Genomic DNA, 16,204 nt, shown 5'->3' on the forward strand with positions numbered 1-16,204 from the left:
CCCGATGCCGCCCGATGAGCGTCATTTCTTGTTGCGCGAGAGCTTGCCCAGGATCGAGCCCAGGCCGGCCTTCTTCTTTGATTTGATTTCGCTGCGCCCGGTCAGCACATGCGCGATCTCATTGATCGTGGTGACAACCGGGCTCTTGGCATCCATTTCGCTCAACATGCGGCCATTGTTGGCGGCATTGCCGAACAGCAGCGGCTCAAAGTTTATCACCGCCATCGGCGTGATGCCGAGTGGCTCGGCGAAATCCGCTGACGCGATCTCGGGCCGTTTCGGCACGCCGGCCTGGTTGATGATCAGCTTCGGCGGCGGATCGTTCGGCCGCAGCCGCTTCAGCATGTCCACCATGTTCTTGGTGTTGCGAAGGTTGGCAAGCTCGGGCGTGGCCGTGATGACCACCTCGTCCGCCTTGATCAGCGTGGTCTTCGACCACCCGCTCCAGATATGGGGGACATCGAGCACGAGCAGCGGCGCGCTGCGCTGCGCCGTCTCGATGATCTGGGAAAAGGCTTCGGGGTCGAAATCATAAACGCGCTCGAGTGTCGAGGGGGCTGCCAGCAGCGACAGGTGCTCGGCGCATTGCGCCAGCAAACGGTCGAGATAGACCTCGTCGACGCGCTCCGGCGAAAACACTGCCTCGGCGATGCCTTGCGCCGGGTCCTGGTCGAAATTGATGTTGGCGGTGCCAAAGGCGAGGTCGAGGTCGGCGATAACGACCTCAGACTTGAACAGTGACGACATCGCCCAGGCGACATTGTGAGCGATGGTCGAGGAGCCGACGCCACCCTTGGCGCCGATAAAGGCGATCGAGCGGCCGATCGGCTCCGATTCCGGATCGACGAAAATCGACGACACGACGCTGACGATGTCGGTCATCGAGACCGGCGCAATGACATATTCGGAAATCCCGGAGCGGATCAGCTCGCGGTAGAGACCGACATCATTGTAATGGCCGATGACCACGACCTTGGAGGACGGATCGCAATATTCCGCGAGATGGGCGAGCTGCTCGAGCAGCTGCTTGGGTTCGCTGCGCGATTCCAGCATGATCAGGTTCGGTGTCGGCGCGGACTGATAGAACTCGATCGCGGTCGGTATGCCCCCCATGTGAACCTTGAGATGGGCTTTGGCCATGCGGCGATCCTCGCCGGCGCGCTCGATCGGGTTGGCCACGCCTTCGGTCTCGCAGAAGGCCTGGATCGATATGCGCGGCACCGGACGCAGCGCCTGCATGGCGGCGATATCCTGCTGGGATAGGTCGCCGGTGTCCGCAGGCGTGTCGTAGGCAAGATTGCTCATCGTCATGCTCTTTCCGTAACTGCGCGGCTCAGTACGATACTTCCGAATTGCCGAGGAACTCGTTTGAAATGCCTCGCGAGCGGTAGAGATCGATCACCGTGCCACGGTTCTCGGCGTCGATGTCGGACTGCTTGCGCGGGCCGAGCAGATCGTTGGGATTGGCGATCTGGGCGGCAAGATTGTTCTGATAGGAGCAGCCGAAATCGGCGTAGTGTTTGTTCTGCGAGGTCTCCAGCATATCTTCCGGCCAGCGTCCGCATTTGTCGGTCTGGGCGCGTACCGCGACGAAGGCGACGCGCACCGGCGCCGAAGCTTCGGGAACTTCCGACTGATAAGAGGTCATCACGATACGGCCGCGCTTCACTCCGGCAGCGTAGGCGACGCGGGCGAAATCACGGCCTGCCACCAATGCCGCCACTTCGTTGGCCGAGCCCCTCGGAATCGCTATGGTCAGCGAGGGGGCGGCGCTCTTGTCGTAGCCGTCCAGGAAGCCAAGCAGCGTATCGCGTTGCGCACCCGTCATGCCGCGGTCGCCAGCGCCGACCGGCAGGTCGATCTTCTGGTTCTTCTCGGCGATGACGATCGGATGGGTCGTGCGATAGTCGTCCGGGATCGACCCGACCGTCACACTGTCGCGGTTGGCGCAGCCGGCAAGCGACGCCGCAAGGGCTATCGCCAGGGCCGGGATCGCCGAGCGGCGGATCCTTTCGATGCCAGCCGGGCTCCGGAGCGTCACGACCTTGGATGGAGACTTCGACATATCCGCATTCCCGCTCATTTATAGATGAAGCCGACGACGCCGTGGTAGCGACCGGCCGGCCTGTCCGTCTGCATGGTGCCGTAGACGCGATTGACGCGGCCGAGGAACATGCCGGCGCCGTCGCTTGTCGGATTGAAATTGTCGTCCGGCTTGGCAAGATCGTTGCGCGCCACCGGTCGCGACAGATAGGGCGTGATGATGATGACGAGCTCGCTCTCGTTGCGCACGAAATCCTTGCTGCGGAACAGCGTGCCGAGCACGGGGATTTTCGAAAGGCCTGGCAGTCCAGCCACCGCCTGACGCACGTCGTCGCGAACCAGGCCAGCGATCATCATGGAGCCGCCCGAGGGCAATTCGACCGTGGTGTCCGCCAGGCGCTTGCGCAGCGACAGGATATTGGTGCCGGGGCTGGTTCCGCCAGATGAAAGCGACACCGATCCTTCAGTCGTCGGCTCGGAAACCGCGGTTCTGACTTTCAGGCTGATGCGGCCGGGAGACAGCACCACAGGCTGGAATTCCAACCCGATGCCATACTCGATCTTCTCGATGCTGAAGGTCTTCTGACCCGTCTGGTTATCGGTCGATACGTTGGTGGTGACCCCACCAACCATATTATACTCACCACCCACCTTGAATGTGGCCTTCTCGCCGGACACAGCGGTCAAGGTCGGTTCAGCCAGCGTCTTCATGACCCCCGACTGCTCCATGGCGTTGATGTAGGCCGTCAGGGACGAGCTGCCGATGTTCAAGCCGGAATTCGACAGCTGTTTGCCCAGGCCTGTGAAATTGTCGCTGAGCGCGCCATAGCTGATGCCATTGCTGCCGCCGTTGCCGACCATGTTGACGCCGAGCTGCTTCATAACCGAGCGGCTGACTTCGGCGACCGTCACCTTCAGCGTCACCTGATCGTCGCCGATGATCTGCAGAAGGTTGACGATCTTGGAGGTCCGCCGTTCCTGGTCGGGATTGTTGATGTCGACGCCGCCATTGACCGAGCCGCCGGCCGCGGTCTGCGAATATTGACCGGTGGTCGCTTCACCGCCGGACACGAAGATGGTCGCAAGGTCGACGGCGCGCTTGGCGTCGAGAGGCGTATCCACTGTGCCCGTGAGGACGACATTGTCGTTGAGAAGCTCGACCTTGATCTGTGAAGACGGGATGAAGCGTCTCAGATAGTCCTCCAGCCCGGCGACATCGCGCTCGACGGCCAGGTCGAGGCTGACGATCTGCTCGCCATTGGGGCCGAAGACGAAGATGTTGGTTTCGCCGACCGACTTGCCGAACAGATAGATGCGGCGCGCCGTCCTGGTGACGGCGTCGGCAACCGCCGGATTGGCGACAAGGATGTCATAGGCGTCGTTTGGCAGGTCGATGACGACCGATTTGTTGAGGCCAAGCTTGACGCGTTGCGTGGCGACGGAAGCCGACACGCCGGCGGTCGCCGATTTGGCTTCGGCGGAACCGGGCGCGCCGGTGCCGAGCAGCAGCAGGCCGATCGTCGCGGCTGCCAGCAAGGGCAGTTTGCCGTTTAGCCTCATTTCCTCGCTCCCACCTCGGATACCTCACCCGACTTGATCAACCGCACGGTGCCGCGCCGGCCATTGCCGCTGACCAGGTAGTCAGCCTCACTCAGATTTTTCTCATGAGCGTCCGTGATCGGGCGCAGCGCCAGCGTCAGCCGATCCGCCATCTGCTGCGCAACTGTAATGATCTCGGCCTGTTGCGGCGTCAGTTCCAGCGTCGCGGTCTGGCCGACCCTGGTCTTCTTGCCCTCCTCGTCTTCCTGGATGGTCTGGTCGATGGCCAGGACGCGAATGTTCTTGAGGATGGTTTCGGTGTTGAAGCCGCTGCCGCCGTTGCCGGTGTCGGCGCGACGGGTCATGATGACGTCGACGAAATCGTTGGGCAGGATGAAGCCGCCGGCCGATGTGTCGGCCGAAATCGCCGTCGCGACGGCGCGCGTGCCGGAAGGCAGGATCGAGGACATGAAGCTCTGCCCCTCGCCGACGAGCTTGGAGCGCCGCATCGGTTCGCCTGTGTACATCGCCATGCGTGCAACAGAGCCCTTGATCTTATCGATTGCGTCGGGTTCGGCTGCGCGGGTGATGAAGTTGGCATTGACGCCGTCGGACGGCCACTGCTGCCAACTGATGTTGTTGCCGATCGGGCTGCCCATCGCCACGTCGCCGGAAAGCACCAGCACGTCCTGCAGTGCGATCGCCGGCTGCTTGGGCGCGTCGACGATGACCTGCGGCGGCGGCGCCACAACCATGTTCTTTGCGACATAGCCGGCGCCCCCCGCGGCGACCGCGGCCACGCCCAGAATGATCAATCGGGATGCTGGCATTCGTCCGAAACCCTTCGCCTCGTGGCAAACCACCCTAAGCCAGGCCGGACTTTGCAACCGCAATCGTCAAAACAAGGTTAATGCAATGCTTACGATCGTGATTAATTTAAGGTTTACTCAAATTCGAAGGAACGTGCCGCTGTTAACAAAAAAAGCGGCCAAGACCGCCTTTGGAAACGTGTCGCGACAGAACCGATTTCAGCCGCTGGCGAGCCTCTCCAGCGCCCAGACCATCAGCGGCGAATCCGGGAAAGTGATCAGCCCGCCGAGCCCGAGCGCGACAGCGTATGGAACGCCGACGTTGTCGTCGGCGAAATGGCGCAGAAAGCGGCTATGGCCTGTTAGAGTCGATAGCGGCGATTTCCGGTACACCAGGATTGCGACGGTCAACAGACCGCCGATGAAAGTCGATGTGACCAGATATCCGATCAGGTTGACGTTGAGACCCATCCACACGGCGGTGGCGGCCAGAAGCTTGGCATCGCCACCCCCCATGCCGCCGAGCGCAAAAAGACCAAACGTCACGGCAAGCACCAGGGCACCCGCGGCGAAATGCAATCCAAAAGCTGCCCAATCCATGCCGGTGAGCGGCGCGACAATTGCAAAGGTCACCACCAACAGCACCGGGACACGGTTGGCTATCGTCATCGAGAGCATGTCCGAGATGGCGGCAAAAAGCATGCAGAAAGGAAAAACGACAAAGATGACGGCTTCAAGCATCGATGCGGCGCGCCCGTGGCAAGTTACCGGCGGCATCCTAGACGCGCCGAATTAACGATTGATGAGGCCGGACGTTCAAACCGGCCGACCGCAAGAAAAAGGGCCGCCCGGAGGCGGCCCTTTGTACTTCAGACAGAAACGATATCTGTTACGGAGCCGACGGCGAGTTGGTCACAGCCGTGGCGATGCCGGAGAACTTGGTGTTCAGCGCGGTGCCGAGCTGGCTAGCGCCGACCATGATGGCGAGCGCGATGAGAGCAGCGATCAGACCATATTCGATGGCGGTCGCGCCGGATTCGTCCTTCACAAAACGTGCAATGAGATTAGACATTCGAGAGCTCCTACTCCACGTGTTACAGCACTTCCGTCAACTTCTCTTGCGGTTGATCGGATGCTGCAAATCTAGGGAGAAGCCCTTTCAATCGGCTTAATAAACAGGCTTACCGATTCCTTTCCGGGGGCGAACACGCTGCGTGGTTAACCGTGGCCTAAGCACCCTCAGCCAGCCTGATGCCCCGGCAAAACAGCGGAAACCGGAGCCTATGCAATATCGCTAAAACGGCATGTTGGTTGGCGCATGAAGCACGAGGCGGGGCGGTTCCCTGCCGTTGGCCGGCAGGGCTTAACCGTTGGTTCACCAATCTCGTTCATGTTCCGTTGAAGAATCTGCCGCCCGGAGCGCCTTCATGAGCTTGTCGAGATCGCTGTTTCCAGTTGTCGCGTTGCTGGCAACTGCCGCTTTCGCGATGCCGGCCAAGAGCGAGGCGGGCATAGAAGTCACCATGAACCAGGCAAAGATCGTCAAACTGACACGCCCCGCCGATACCGTCGTCGTCGGCAATCCCGCGATTGCGGACGCCGCGGTGCAGGATGCCTCGACCATCGTTCTCACCGGCAAGGGCTTTGGCGTCACCAATCTGGTCGTGCTCGATTCGGACGGCAGCCCGATCATCGACGAACAGGTGACCGTCGTGCGACAGGCCGCCTCCTCGGTGCGCATCTACAGGCGCGCCGAAGTGCAGACCATGTCCTGCACCCCTTACTGCGAGAGCGCCTACAAGACCGACGCCGAGAAAGCCTCCGAAACCGAAATGAGCGCCGGCCATTGAGCCGCGGGATCTGCGGATATTAAAGGCAGGTTAAATCGCGTCCGGCGAATTTAACGATCATCCAAACCGGACCTCAATGGGTTTTCGCTATGTTGCTGCCGGTACCGCAAGGGGGATCGGCAGGAACGCAAATGAGCAACGACGCGACATCCGGCAACGGCATGGACAGCAAGACGCGCGCGAAATCCCGCCCCGGCTTCTTCAGCGACAAACGCGGCAGCACGGCGATCGAGTTCGCGATGCTGGCCATCCCCTTCGCGCTTCTCGTCTTCGCCATCCTCGAAAGTTGCATATCGTTTGCCGGTCAAGAGGTGATGGCCAACATCACCGACGATGTCGCCCGACAGTTGCGGACCGGACAACTCCAGAAGACAAATGTCACCGAAGCCTCGATCAAGCAGCTGATCTGCAGCCGGCTGGAGATCATGGTGGCCAAGAACTGTCCTGGATTGGTCGTTGATCTGCGCGAATATGCGAGTTTCGCGGACGCGGCCTCGGCCAGCTTCCAGATCGTGAACGGAGACATCGTGCTGACGCAAGGCACCAATTCGATGGCCTTCACCGTCTCGCCGGGATTGGCGGAGTCCATCAACATGCTGCGGGTTTTCTACAAATGGCCGGTGATGACCGACTTCCTGGCCAAGTCGATGGCCAATCTTAAGGATGGCAACACGCTGCATTTCGCATCCGTGACCTGGCAGAACGAACCGTTCGACGACAACTGAAGACTGCTCGACGGCTGAGGCCGCGGCCTGGAGGATAGGATAATATGTACCGTGCGGGGGCACATTGGGGGATTTCGGCCATTGCCGCGAAAGTCGAACGGTTTGGCCGCGACCGTCGCGGCGTCGCGGCGATCGAGTTTGCGTTCATCGTGCCGGTGCTGCTCGTCATGTATTTCATCACGATGGAAGCTTCGCAGGCCATCGAGACCAGCAAGAAGGTCAGCCGCATCGGCAGCATGGTGGCGGATCTCGTCACGCAGCAGCAGACAGTCGTGAAAGCCGACCTCGAGGCGATGATGAAGATCGGCACTTCGACGCTGCAGCCCTACAACCGCTCATCGCCGACAATCATCATCACGGGCATACAGATCACGGATGAAACGTCGCCGAGAGTGCTGGTGGCATGGTCGCGCAAGCTGGTCGGCACCACCTACAGCGCCGACGCGGCGGCGAACACCATCACCACGGTTCCGGCGACGCTGAGAATCCGCAATACCTTCCTGGTGCGCGTGGAAAGCGACCTCGGCTATAAGCCGATGATCACCTGGTCGGCCAGCAACGCGCAGACGCTTGGACTGACCTCGGTTTTCAACAACATATCGATGAGCGAGACCTATTACCTCAGGCCCCGCCGCAGCCCGACCATTCCCTGCAACGACTGCTAAAACACGTCGCGCCGAACGGATTCAGGTGACGCGCTTTAGGCCTTTGTTTCGATGCATGTCGTCGTCCCAGAACCGCCGCACACTTCTGAGCGATATGCATTGGAATTGCTCCGACGGATTATTCCCGTCCGGCCGATTCCCGCCGCACGATCGTAAGAGCCATCGCGTAGTCCTTCGGCGCGGCCAATGCAAAGCCGCCGGAATGGGTCGATTCCAGCAGGTCGTAGACGTCGGGCGTCATCGATCTGAGATTTGTCAGGAAGACAGTCAGCCGGCGCTTTGCCTCGGGATCGAGATCGCTGCGGACAGTGTGCGGGCCGTAGCGCAGCAGGCCCGAGGTCCACAGCACCCTTAGCGAGGTGTTTGGAATGCCGGCCGCCTCCAATCTTGCGACCGTCCCACCCGAATTGGTCGGCTGGCCATCCGCGTCGGCCGGCACCCAGCCGAACAGGCCGTCAGCTTCGCCATCGCCAAGCATCGCCTCGGCAGCAGTAGCCGTGGCAGCGCGAACCAGAAACGGCGATCCTTCCGCGATCTTGACGCCGTCCGCGGACAGCCCCGCCAGCGGCATCAGCGCGCCGCCTAGATTGTCGACGGGCGCGATTGCGACCCGGTGCGAGGCTATGGAAGCAAGGTCCGGCAGCCTGCCGTCACGCGTCACCAGGATGGACCTGATTCCGACCGCACCATCGGTGTCGACGGGTGAGACCAGCGGCTCGACACAACCGCAACGCTCGGATGCCGTGGCGTAGGCAAGTGCCGAATAGATCGCATATTGCACGCGGCCGCTCGCCTGTGCCTCGATCAGTGTCGCATAATCACGCGCGACGACGAACTCCACTTTCATGCCAAGCGCATTGGAGTAGGCCTCCGTCAGGCGCGCGAGGCCAGGTACAGTGTTGCCGCCGCCCGGCTCGGCGACGACGCCGATGCGAAAGACACCGATGTCGTCGCGCCAGTCGGCGTGCGCCGGCAAACAGCCAACGAGGACCGCAATTGCCGCCGCGCAGCCCTGTCTCGCCGCGGTTCCGCCGCGTCTCATCATCCGCTTGCCGCTCCAGCCCACGATCAGTTCCGCCTCTCCCGACTATGACGCCAAGCCATTGCGGTTTGGTTTCCGATTTGCCAATGCCGCCGACGAACCTTATGTCTGGCTGCTCAGAATGTCTGGCTGTTCAGATTGTCTGGCAGTCAGGACTGGCAACGACGACACCCATGGCCCGCGCTTTCCTGTTCGTTCTGGATTCCTTCGGCATCGGCGGCGCGGCCGATGCCGAGCGCTATGGCGATGCCGGCGCCGACACCTTCGGGCATATCCTGCAAGCCTGCGCCGAAGGCCGCGCCGATCGGGACGGTCTGCGCAACGGGCCGCTCACTGTCCCCAACATGATGTCGCTGGGGCTCGGCCGGGCAGGGCAAATCGCGACCGGATTGAAGCTCGGCATCGACCATGCGCTGCTTGCCTCATCCTTCCATGGCGCAGCGCAGGAGGTGTCGAGCGGCAAGGACACGCCGTCCGGCCACTGGGAGATCGCCGGCCTGCCGGTGCGTTTCGATTGGGGTTACTTTCCCGACACCGTGCCGGCCTTCCCCGCCGATCTGACCGAAGCGATCATCCGCGAGGGCAAGGTGCCGGCTATCCTCGGCAACTGCCATGCACCGGGAACCGAGATCATCGAGCGGCTCGGCGCGGAGCATATCCGAACGGGCAAGCCGATCTGCTACACCTCGGTCGATTCCGTGCTGCAGATCGCCGCGCATGAAACGCATTTCGGGCTCGACAGGCTGTATGAGCTCTGCCTCACCGTGCGCCGGCTGGTCGATCCGCTGAAGATCGGACGGGTGATCGCGCGGCCTTTCGTGGGCGAGACGCCAGCCACGTTCCAGCGCACCCACAACCGCCGCGACTATGCGGTCCCGCCGCCGGAGCCGACCTTGCTCGACCGGCTGACGAAGCGCGGCAGCAAGGTGATCGCCGTCGGCAAGATCGGCGACATCTTCGCCCATCGCGGCATCTCGCAGGTGCGCAAGGCGGGCGGCAACATGGCAATGTTCGACAAGGCGCTTGGCGCGATGGACGACGCCGGCGACGGCGATCTGGTTTTCGCCAATTTCGTCGATTTCGACACCGAGTTCGGCCATCGGCGCGATGTCGCCGGCTACGCCGCGGCGCTGGAAGCCTTCGACCGGCGGCTGCCCGAGGCGCTTGCCCGCGTCAAGCCAGGCGACCTTCTCATCCTCACCGCCGACCACGGCAACGATCCGACATGGCGGGGCACCGACCACACGCGCGAACGCATTCCGGTGATCGGCATCGCGCCCGGCCTGAAAGGCGGCAATATCGGGCTTCGGCCGAGCTTTACCGATATCGGTGAGACCGTCGCGGACCATCTCGGCCTGGCGCCCGGCCGCTACGGAAGCTCTTTCCTCGCGACGATTGGCGGCCATGCCTGAGCTGCCGGAAGTCGAGACGGTACGACGCGGACTGCAGCCGGTTCTGGAAGGCGCGCGGCTTGTCCATGTCGAGGCGCGCCGGCCCGACCTTCGTTTTCCCTTTCCGGAGCGGTTTTCAGAGCGGTTGACCGGCAGGACCGTGACGGCGCTCGGACGGCGGGCCAAATATCTGATCATGCACATAGACAACGGTCCGGTCCTGATCTGCCATCTCGGCATGTCGGGATCGTTCCGCATCGAGACGTCCGGCATCGACGACGTGCCCGGCGCCTTTCATCACGAACGCTCGAAAATCGCCGCGCATGACCATGTCGTGTTCGACGTCGTCTCGCCCCGGGGCGAACGCTCCCGCGTCATCTTCAACGATCCCCGCCGCTTCGGCTTCATGCTGTTTGCCGAAGGCGCCCCGGATACGCACCCAATGCTTGCCGGGCTCGGCGTCGAGCCGACCGGCAACGCGCTTGACGGTCCCCTGCTCGCTTCGCTGCTCAAAGGTCGCAGATCACCGCTCAAGGCGGCCCTGCTCGACCAGCGGCTCATCGCCGGGCTCGGCAACATATATGTCTCGGAGGCGCTGTGGCGCGCAGGCCTGTCACCGCTGCGCGAAGCCGGCACCATTGCCGGTCCGGGCAAGAGGGCGAAGGAACAAAGCGACCGCCTCGCCGCGGCGATCCGCTCGGTCATAGCCGATGCGATCGCCGCCGGGGGCTCTTCGCTGCGCGACTATGTCCAGGCTGACGGATCGCTCGGCTATTTCCAGCACTCCTTCGCGGTCTACGATCGCGAGGGCGAACCTTGCCCGACGCCGGGCTGCCGCGGCCATGTCGAACGTATCGTGCAATCGGGCCGCTCGACCTTCTATTGCCGGACCTGTCAGCGTTAGGCTAGAGCGTTTCACCGTTTCACGGAAACGGCGAACCGCTCTAACTCTTTGTTTTTAGGCAATTCCGGACGGAAAACCGCTCACACTTTTCCTGGAATTGCTCTAGGAACGATCATCCCGTTACCGGACAAGGAGGCGAAGCCGTGGCCTATGAAACCATCATCGTCGAGACGCGCGGCAAGGTCGGGTTGATCACGCTGAACCGGCCGCAGGCGCTCAATGCGCTGAATTCGCAGGTGCTGACCGAAATCGTCGCGGCGGCCAAAGACCTCAACGCCGATGCCGATATCGGCGCAATGGTGCTGACCGGTTCGGAAAAGGCCTTCGCGGCCGGCGCCGACATCAAGGAAATGCAGGCGATCTCTTTCGCCGATGCCTATACGCAGGACTTCTTCGTCGGCTGGGAAGAATTCACCAGGACGCGCAAGCCGATCATCGCCGCGGTGGCCGGCTACGCGCTCGGCGGCGGCTGCGAACTGGCGATGATGTGCGATTTCATCATTGCCGCCGACAACGCCAAATTTGGCCAGCCCGAAATCACGCTCGGCGTCATGCCGGGCATGGGCGGGTCGCAGCGGCTGACCCGTTTCGTCGGCAAGTCGAAGGCGATGGATATGTGCCTGACCGGCCGCATGATGGATGCCGCCGAAGCCGAACGCTGCGGGCTGGTTTCGCGGGTGGTGCCTGCCTCGGACCTGGTCGAGGAAGCGCTGAAGGCGGCGGCAAAGATCGCGGCGTTCTCGCTGCCATCCGTCATGATGACCAAGGAAGCGGTCAACCGCGCCTACGAGACAACACTTGCCGAGGGGCTGCGGTTCGAGCGCCGCTTGTTCCACTCGCTGTTCGCACTCGACGATCAGAAGGAAGGCATGGCCGCCTTTGTCGAAAAGCGGAAGCCGAATTTCAGCAATCGCTGAAGCGCGCCGTCCGGAAGCGGATTCGAGCGGGACATTTCAGCCGCTTCTCTCGAGGTATGGCGTTGCGCCGAGGCGCTTCGAGGCGACATGCATCCGGCGCCGCAAAAAGACCGTGACATAGCGTTGACGCGCCGGAAAAGCTGAACTATAAGCCGCACCAACCGAGGCGGCCCTGTGGCTGCCCGTTTGTTTTTTGCGCCCTGCGGCATACCGCTGGCGCCCACCAGATCAGAAGAGAGGCATCATGGCCAACACTTCCTCGGCCAAAAAGGCAACGCGCAAGATCGCCCGCCGCGCGGCGGTCAACAAGAACCGCCGTTCGCGCGTTCGCACCTATATCCGCCAGGTCGAAGAGGCGCTCGCCGCCGGCGACAAGACCGCGGCAGTGGCAGCCCTCAAGATCGCGGAGCCGGAATTGATGCGCGCCGCCACCAAGGGCGTCGTCCACAAGAATACGGCCTCCCGCAAGGTTTCGCGGCTTGCCCAGCGGGTCAAGACGCTGTCGGCTTAACCGACCTCCGCTTTCCGCTATCGCGTTTGAACCCGGCCGGACAGGCCGGGTTTTTTCGTTTGCCGGCAAGTACTTAAAAGAATGCCCACGATGGGCTCTTGCAGCTGAATTTCAACGGTGCGATTGTTTTGCCGGCATACACCGCGCCACGGATATCGGCGCGTCCTCGATGCGACAGCGGCCACAATATAGCCTGTCAAAAAATCTTTATATTTTTCAAAGTCTTACAGACAGTCGTCCACAGCTTGTTCAACTCAAAGTCGAGCGGCGGGGGACAAGTCGGTGTCAAGAGAATTATTTCAGAAAATTTCGTTTCAGGCTGCCCGTTTCATATTCTCGGCAAAAGGGTTTGAATCACAATGGGTTTGTCAAAACATGCCGTTGCGACATCTGCTTGCGGCCTCTCATCCGTAACCAGATTCCTTAAAAATCCGTTAGACGTGGCCTTGCTCTATCCGCAGCGATTTCGGTAATGTCCATTCATCGAAGGGACGGGCTTTTGCCCCTGACCCAAGCCTGGATCGGCCAGCACAAAATGGCGGAATTCATGACGTGGAGCAATTCCGCGCACGGTTTGGTTTGTCTCTTCGGTGCGGGTAGGGGACTGGCGTAATTGTACATGGCAGTCGACGTCGCGCCGGCGATTTTCGCCGGGCGGTATCGTATTGTCCTGACGTTGTCAGCAAGCTGGCTTATGCGGGCTGGCGCAGGTCCCTTGCGCGACGTTGCCAGCCACCGGCGGCGGTGGCGAAGCGACGAATAGGATCGTCGGACCAAGGGTGCAGGAGGCGCACTCCCGACGGAATGAAGGGTACGAGAGAGCGAAGGACTTGACATGCAAAGCGGCATTGAACGCGAGCTGACGGGCGAACTGCCATTTCCAGCAACTTTTGTCGGAGGGGACGACATGGTGGCATCCAACGACGCGGAACAGAAGTTCGAGCGGGTCAAGACCCAGCTGAAGGCGCGTCTTGGAGTCGAGGTTTATTCGAGCTGGTTTGGACGTATGAAGGTCTCAGAGGCCTCCCGCGGCGTCATCCGCATCTCCGTACCCACGGCCTTCCTGCGGTCGTGGATCAACGGCCACTATCTCGACTTGATCGCGGAGCTCTGGCGGCATGAGGATCCGAGCATCCTCAAGATCGAGATCGTCGTTCGCAATGCCACCCGCCAGGGCCGCAACCCGATCGAGCCGGAAGTGGCGCCGGCGCGCAAGATGACCAAGCAGACGCAGACCGCTTTGGCCGCCGGCACCGTGGCCGCCGGACGGGTGGAGCGGGCGCCGGCACCGCGCCCGGGTGCGCCGATCGAGCAGGAGTTCCGGCACAATGTGCTCGGATCGCCGCTCGACCCGCGCTACACCTTCGCGTCCTTCATCGAAGGTCCGTCGAACCGGGTCGCCTTCGCGGCTGCCAGGGCGGTGGCGGAATCGCAGTCGAGCGCGGTGCGTTTCAATCCGCTCTTCCTGCATGCGACCGTCGGGCTCGGCAAGACGCATCTTTTGCAGGCGATCGCGGCGGAATCGCTACGGCACAACCCGAAGTCGCGCGTCGTCTATCTGACGGCTGAATATTTCATGTGGCGCTTCGCCACCGCGATTCGCGACAACAACGCGCTGACGCTCAAGGAGCAGCTGCGCGACATCGATCTGTTGATCATCGACGACATGCAGTTCCTGCAGGGCAAGTCGATCCAGCACGAGTTCTGCCACCTGATCAACATGCTGCTCGACAGCGCCAAGCAGGTTGTGGTCGCGGCCGACCGGCCGCCTTCGGAACTGGAATCGCTGGAGCCGCGCGTGCGCTCTCGCCTCAATGGCGGCGTGGCGCTGGAAATGTCGGCGCCGGATTTCGCCATGCGGCTCGGCATGCTGAAGCTGCGCCGCGCCACCACCAAGACCGATGACACCTCGCTCGACATTTCGGACGAGATCCTCGACCATGTTGCGCGCACGGTGACGGGCAGCGGACGCGAGCTCGAAGGCGCCTTCAACCAGCTTTTGTTCCGCCAGTCGTTCGAGCCGCAGATCACCATCGACCGTATCGACGAGATCCTCGGCCACATCTACCGCTCCGGCGAGCCGAAGCGGGTGCGCATCGAGGACATCCAGCGTATCGTCGCACGTCACTACAACGTGTCGAAGACGGAGCTTCTGTCCAACCGGCGCACGCGCACCATCGTCAAGCCGCGGCAGGTGGCGATGTATCTGTCCAAGGTGATGACACCACGTTCGCTGCCGGAGATCGGGCGGCGCTTCGGCGGCCGTGACCACACGACCGTGCTCCATGCCGTGCGCAAGATCGAGGACCTCTCGGGCGCCGACAACACGCTGGCGCAGGAACTCGAACTGCTCAGAAGGCTGATCAACGACCAGGCCTGAGCCGCCCCTGAAATCCTGAAGCGCGTCGGCTCGCAACGGTTTTGGGCGACTCGCTTTAAGTGCTTGTTTTTATGCATGTCGTTTCACCAAAATCGCTGCGACATGCGCTCGACGCCGAACTCCACCGGCTTTATCCCCAGAAAGCCCGCGCAACCGGCCCGAACCGGTGCCGCGGGCTTGCGTTCGCAGGCTTTTTACTGTCAGCTTACAAAGATTCTGAAGCCTTTCAGAGCTTTCGCGGGATGCCGCCTACGGCGACCCGCTCATTCATTGAAGCGAGCCTGTTTCGTCATGCGTGTTATCCTGGAACGGTCTAATCTCCTGAAGTCCCTCAACCACGTCCACCGCGTGGTGGAGCGGCGCAACACCATACCGATCCTGTCCAACGTGCTGCTCAGCGCCGAGGGCGCCAGCCTCGAGATGAAAGCCACCGACCTCGACCTCGAAGTGACGGAAGCGACGCCTGCCAAGGTCGAACGCGGCGGCGCGACGACGGTGCCGGCGCATCTGCTCTACGACATCGTGCGCAAGCTTTCCGACGGCGCCGAGGTGATGCTGAAGACCGACGAAGACGGCAATGCGATGACCGTCACCTCCGGCCGTTCCAGCTTCCGCCTGCAGTGCCTGCCGCAATCCGACTTCCCGGAGCTTTCGGCCGGGTCGTTCTCGCATATCTTCCGGCTCGAATCCGCCGCGTTGAAGGGACTGATCGACAAGACCCAGTTTGCCATCTCCACCGAAGAGACGCGCTACTATCTCAACGGCATCTACCTGCACACACATGAATCCGGCGGCAAGCTGAAGCTGCGTTCGGTGGCGACCGACGGCCACCGCCTGGCGCGCGCCGAGATCGACGCACCGGCCGGATCCGAAGGCATGCCCGGCATCATCATTCCGCGCAAGACGGTGAGCGAGCTGCAGAAGCTGGTCGACGATCCGGATGTGGCGGTGACGACGGAATTGTCGGACACCAAGATCCGCTTCACCATCGGCAGCGTGATTTTGACCTCGAAGCTGATCGACGGCACCTTCCCCGACTATCAGCGCGTGATACCGACCGGCAACGACAAGAAGCTGATCATCGACCGCCAGAGTTTTGCTGCCGCCGTCGACCGCGTGTCGACGATTTCCTCCGAGCGCGGCCGCGCGGTGAAGCTTTCGATCAATGAAGGCCAGGTCACGCTTGCGGTCAACAATCCGGACTCCGGCAGCGCCACCGAGGAACTGGCGGCAGACTATTCATCCGACCCGATCGAAATCGGCTTCAACGCCAAATATCTGCTCGATGTCGCGGCGCAACTCACCGGTACGGAGGCGAAATTCATGCTCGCCGACGCCGGCTCGCCGACGCTGATCCACGACATGGCCGACGAGACCGCCCTCTACGTGCTGATGCCGATGCGTGTATAGGCCTGAGCAGGCTACCGT

The 16,204-nt window shown here is 62.0% G+C and carries 16 protein-coding genes; 9 read left to right on the plus strand and 7 right to left on the minus strand.

From position 1 onward, the window contains the following. Positions 1–21: 21 nt before the first annotated feature. The 6 genes from AB6802_RS00290 to AB6802_RS00315 form a co-directional block, all read right to left on the minus strand. On the minus strand, positions 22–1,305 hold the full coding sequence (locus tag AB6802_RS00290) for a CpaE family protein (protein WP_371007994.1): 1,284 nt from the start codon (positions 1,303–1,305) through the stop codon (positions 22–24). Between the two features lie 28 nt (positions 1,306–1,333). Next, positions 1,334–2,065 (minus strand): CpaD family pilus assembly protein, encoded by a 732-nt coding sequence (locus tag AB6802_RS00295; RefSeq protein ID WP_371007995.1) that lies wholly within the window; start codon positions 2,063–2,065, stop codon positions 1,334–1,336. Between the two features lie 14 nt (positions 2,066–2,079). Continuing rightward, positions 2,080–3,603 carry a type II and III secretion system protein family protein gene (locus AB6802_RS00300; protein WP_371007996.1) on the minus strand — a complete coding sequence of 508 codons (1,524 nt, stop codon included), beginning with the start codon at positions 3,601–3,603 and terminating at the stop codon, positions 2,080–2,082. Then, positions 3,600–4,412, minus strand: a complete 813-nt coding sequence (cpaB, locus tag AB6802_RS00305; RefSeq protein ID WP_371007997.1) for a Flp pilus assembly protein CpaB — start codon at positions 4,410–4,412, stop codon at positions 3,600–3,602. The genes AB6802_RS00300 and cpaB overlap by 4 nt, the downstream gene beginning before the upstream one ends. A gap of 198 nt (positions 4,413–4,610) precedes the next feature. Next, positions 4,611–5,132 carry a prepilin peptidase gene (locus AB6802_RS00310; RefSeq protein ID WP_371007998.1) on the minus strand — a complete coding sequence of 174 codons (522 nt, stop codon included), beginning with the start codon at positions 5,130–5,132 and terminating at the stop codon, positions 4,611–4,613. Between the two features lie 148 nt (positions 5,133–5,280). Then, positions 5,281–5,463, minus strand: a complete 183-nt coding sequence (locus tag AB6802_RS00315; RefSeq protein WP_371007999.1) for a Flp family type IVb pilin — start codon at positions 5,461–5,463, stop codon at positions 5,281–5,283. 355 nt (positions 5,464–5,818) lie between these two features. Here AB6802_RS00315 and AB6802_RS00320 point away from each other — a divergent pair, with 355 nt between their 5' ends. From AB6802_RS00320 to AB6802_RS00330, 3 genes are all read left to right on the plus strand, one after another. Then, positions 5,819–6,241 carry a pilus assembly protein N-terminal domain-containing protein gene (locus AB6802_RS00320; RefSeq protein WP_371008000.1) on the plus strand — a complete coding sequence of 141 codons (423 nt, stop codon included), beginning with the start codon at positions 5,819–5,821 and terminating at the stop codon, positions 6,239–6,241. Positions 6,242–6,372: 131 nt separating this feature from the next. Continuing rightward, positions 6,373–6,966, plus strand: coding sequence for a TadE/TadG family type IV pilus assembly protein (locus AB6802_RS00325; RefSeq protein ID WP_371008001.1), 594 nt, complete (start codon positions 6,373–6,375; stop codon positions 6,964–6,966). Positions 6,967–7,010: 44 nt separating this feature from the next. Then, on the plus strand, positions 7,011–7,631 hold the full coding sequence (locus AB6802_RS00330) for a TadE/TadG family type IV pilus assembly protein (RefSeq protein WP_371008002.1): 621 nt from the start codon (positions 7,011–7,013) through the stop codon (positions 7,629–7,631). A gap of 118 nt (positions 7,632–7,749) precedes the next feature. On the opposite strand, the gene AB6802_RS00335 is transcribed toward AB6802_RS00330, so the two are convergent. Next, positions 7,750–8,676, minus strand: coding sequence for a phosphate/phosphite/phosphonate ABC transporter substrate-binding protein (locus tag AB6802_RS00335; protein WP_371008003.1), 927 nt, complete (start codon positions 8,674–8,676; stop codon positions 7,750–7,752). Between the two features lie 170 nt (positions 8,677–8,846). Here AB6802_RS00335 and AB6802_RS00340 point away from each other — a divergent pair, with 170 nt between their 5' ends. From AB6802_RS00340 to dnaN, 6 genes are all read left to right on the plus strand, one after another. Further along, the gene (locus tag AB6802_RS00340; protein ID WP_371008004.1) at positions 8,847–10,085 is read left to right on the plus strand and encodes a phosphopentomutase; all 1,239 of its coding nucleotides are present in this window, start codon (positions 8,847–8,849) and stop codon (positions 10,083–10,085) included. Then, the gene (mutM, locus tag AB6802_RS00345; RefSeq protein WP_371008005.1) at positions 10,078–10,968 is read left to right on the plus strand and encodes a bifunctional DNA-formamidopyrimidine glycosylase/DNA-(apurinic or apyrimidinic site) lyase; all 891 of its coding nucleotides are present in this window, start codon (positions 10,078–10,080) and stop codon (positions 10,966–10,968) included. Before AB6802_RS00340 ends, mutM begins: the two co-directional genes overlap by 8 nt. 143 nt (positions 10,969–11,111) lie before the next feature. Next, entirely contained in the window at positions 11,112–11,885 is a 774-nt protein-coding gene (locus AB6802_RS00350) for an enoyl-CoA hydratase (protein WP_371008006.1), read from the plus strand. Between the two features lie 244 nt (positions 11,886–12,129). After that, entirely contained in the window at positions 12,130–12,396 is a 267-nt protein-coding gene (gene rpsT, locus AB6802_RS00355) for a 30S ribosomal protein S20 (RefSeq protein WP_371008007.1), read from the plus strand. Between the two features lie 835 nt (positions 12,397–13,231). Then, positions 13,232–14,776: a chromosomal replication initiator protein DnaA gene (gene dnaA, locus AB6802_RS00360; protein ID WP_371008008.1), complete on the plus strand. Its 1,545-nt coding sequence runs from the start codon at positions 13,232–13,234 to the stop codon at positions 14,774–14,776. A gap of 291 nt (positions 14,777–15,067) precedes the next feature. Continuing rightward, positions 15,068–16,186, plus strand: a complete 1,119-nt coding sequence (dnaN, locus tag AB6802_RS00365; RefSeq protein ID WP_371008009.1) for a DNA polymerase III subunit beta — start codon at positions 15,068–15,070, stop codon at positions 16,184–16,186. Positions 16,187–16,204 lie beyond the last annotated feature (18 nt).

Source organism: Mesorhizobium sp. RCC_202 (assembly GCF_041355295.1).
Classification (GTDB): Bacteria; Pseudomonadota; Alphaproteobacteria; order Rhizobiales; family Rhizobiaceae; genus Mesorhizobium.

Excerpts from the sequence above, each read along its gene's own strand:
- AB6802_RS00290 (WP_371007994.1), bottom strand. The coding sequence starts at position 1,305 with ATGAGCAATCTTGCCTACGACACGCCTGCGGACACCGGCGACCTATCC.
- AB6802_RS00295 (WP_371007995.1), bottom strand. The coding sequence starts at position 2,065 with ATGTCGAAGTCTCCATCCAAGGTCGTGACGCTCCGGAGCCCGGCTGGC.
- AB6802_RS00300 (WP_371007996.1), bottom strand. The coding sequence starts at position 3,603 with ATGAGGCTAAACGGCAAACTGCCCTTGCTGGCAGCCGCGACGATCGGC.
- cpaB (WP_371007997.1), bottom strand. The coding sequence starts at position 4,412 with ATGCCAGCATCCCGATTGATCATTCTGGGCGTGGCCGCGGTCGCCGCG.
- AB6802_RS00310 (WP_371007998.1), bottom strand. The coding sequence starts at position 5,132 with ATGCTTGAAGCCGTCATCTTTGTCGTTTTTCCTTTCTGCATGCTTTTT.
- AB6802_RS00315 (WP_371007999.1), bottom strand. The coding sequence starts at position 5,463 with ATGTCTAATCTCATTGCACGTTTTGTGAAGGACGAATCCGGCGCGACC.
- AB6802_RS00320 (WP_371008000.1), top strand. The coding sequence starts at position 5,819 with ATGAGCTTGTCGAGATCGCTGTTTCCAGTTGTCGCGTTGCTGGCAACT.
- AB6802_RS00325 (WP_371008001.1), top strand. The coding sequence starts at position 6,373 with ATGAGCAACGACGCGACATCCGGCAACGGCATGGACAGCAAGACGCGC.
- AB6802_RS00330 (WP_371008002.1), top strand. The coding sequence starts at position 7,011 with ATGTACCGTGCGGGGGCACATTGGGGGATTTCGGCCATTGCCGCGAAA.
- AB6802_RS00335 (WP_371008003.1), bottom strand. The coding sequence starts at position 8,676 with ATGATGAGACGCGGCGGAACCGCGGCGAGACAGGGCTGCGCGGCGGCA.
- AB6802_RS00340 (WP_371008004.1), top strand. The coding sequence starts at position 8,847 with ATGGCCCGCGCTTTCCTGTTCGTTCTGGATTCCTTCGGCATCGGCGGC.
- mutM (WP_371008005.1), top strand. The coding sequence starts at position 10,078 with ATGCCTGAGCTGCCGGAAGTCGAGACGGTACGACGCGGACTGCAGCCG.
- rpsT (WP_371008007.1), top strand. The coding sequence starts at position 12,130 with ATGGCCAACACTTCCTCGGCCAAAAAGGCAACGCGCAAGATCGCCCGC.
- dnaA (WP_371008008.1), top strand. The coding sequence starts at position 13,232 with ATGCAAAGCGGCATTGAACGCGAGCTGACGGGCGAACTGCCATTTCCA.
- dnaN (WP_371008009.1), top strand. The coding sequence starts at position 15,068 with ATGCGTGTTATCCTGGAACGGTCTAATCTCCTGAAGTCCCTCAACCAC.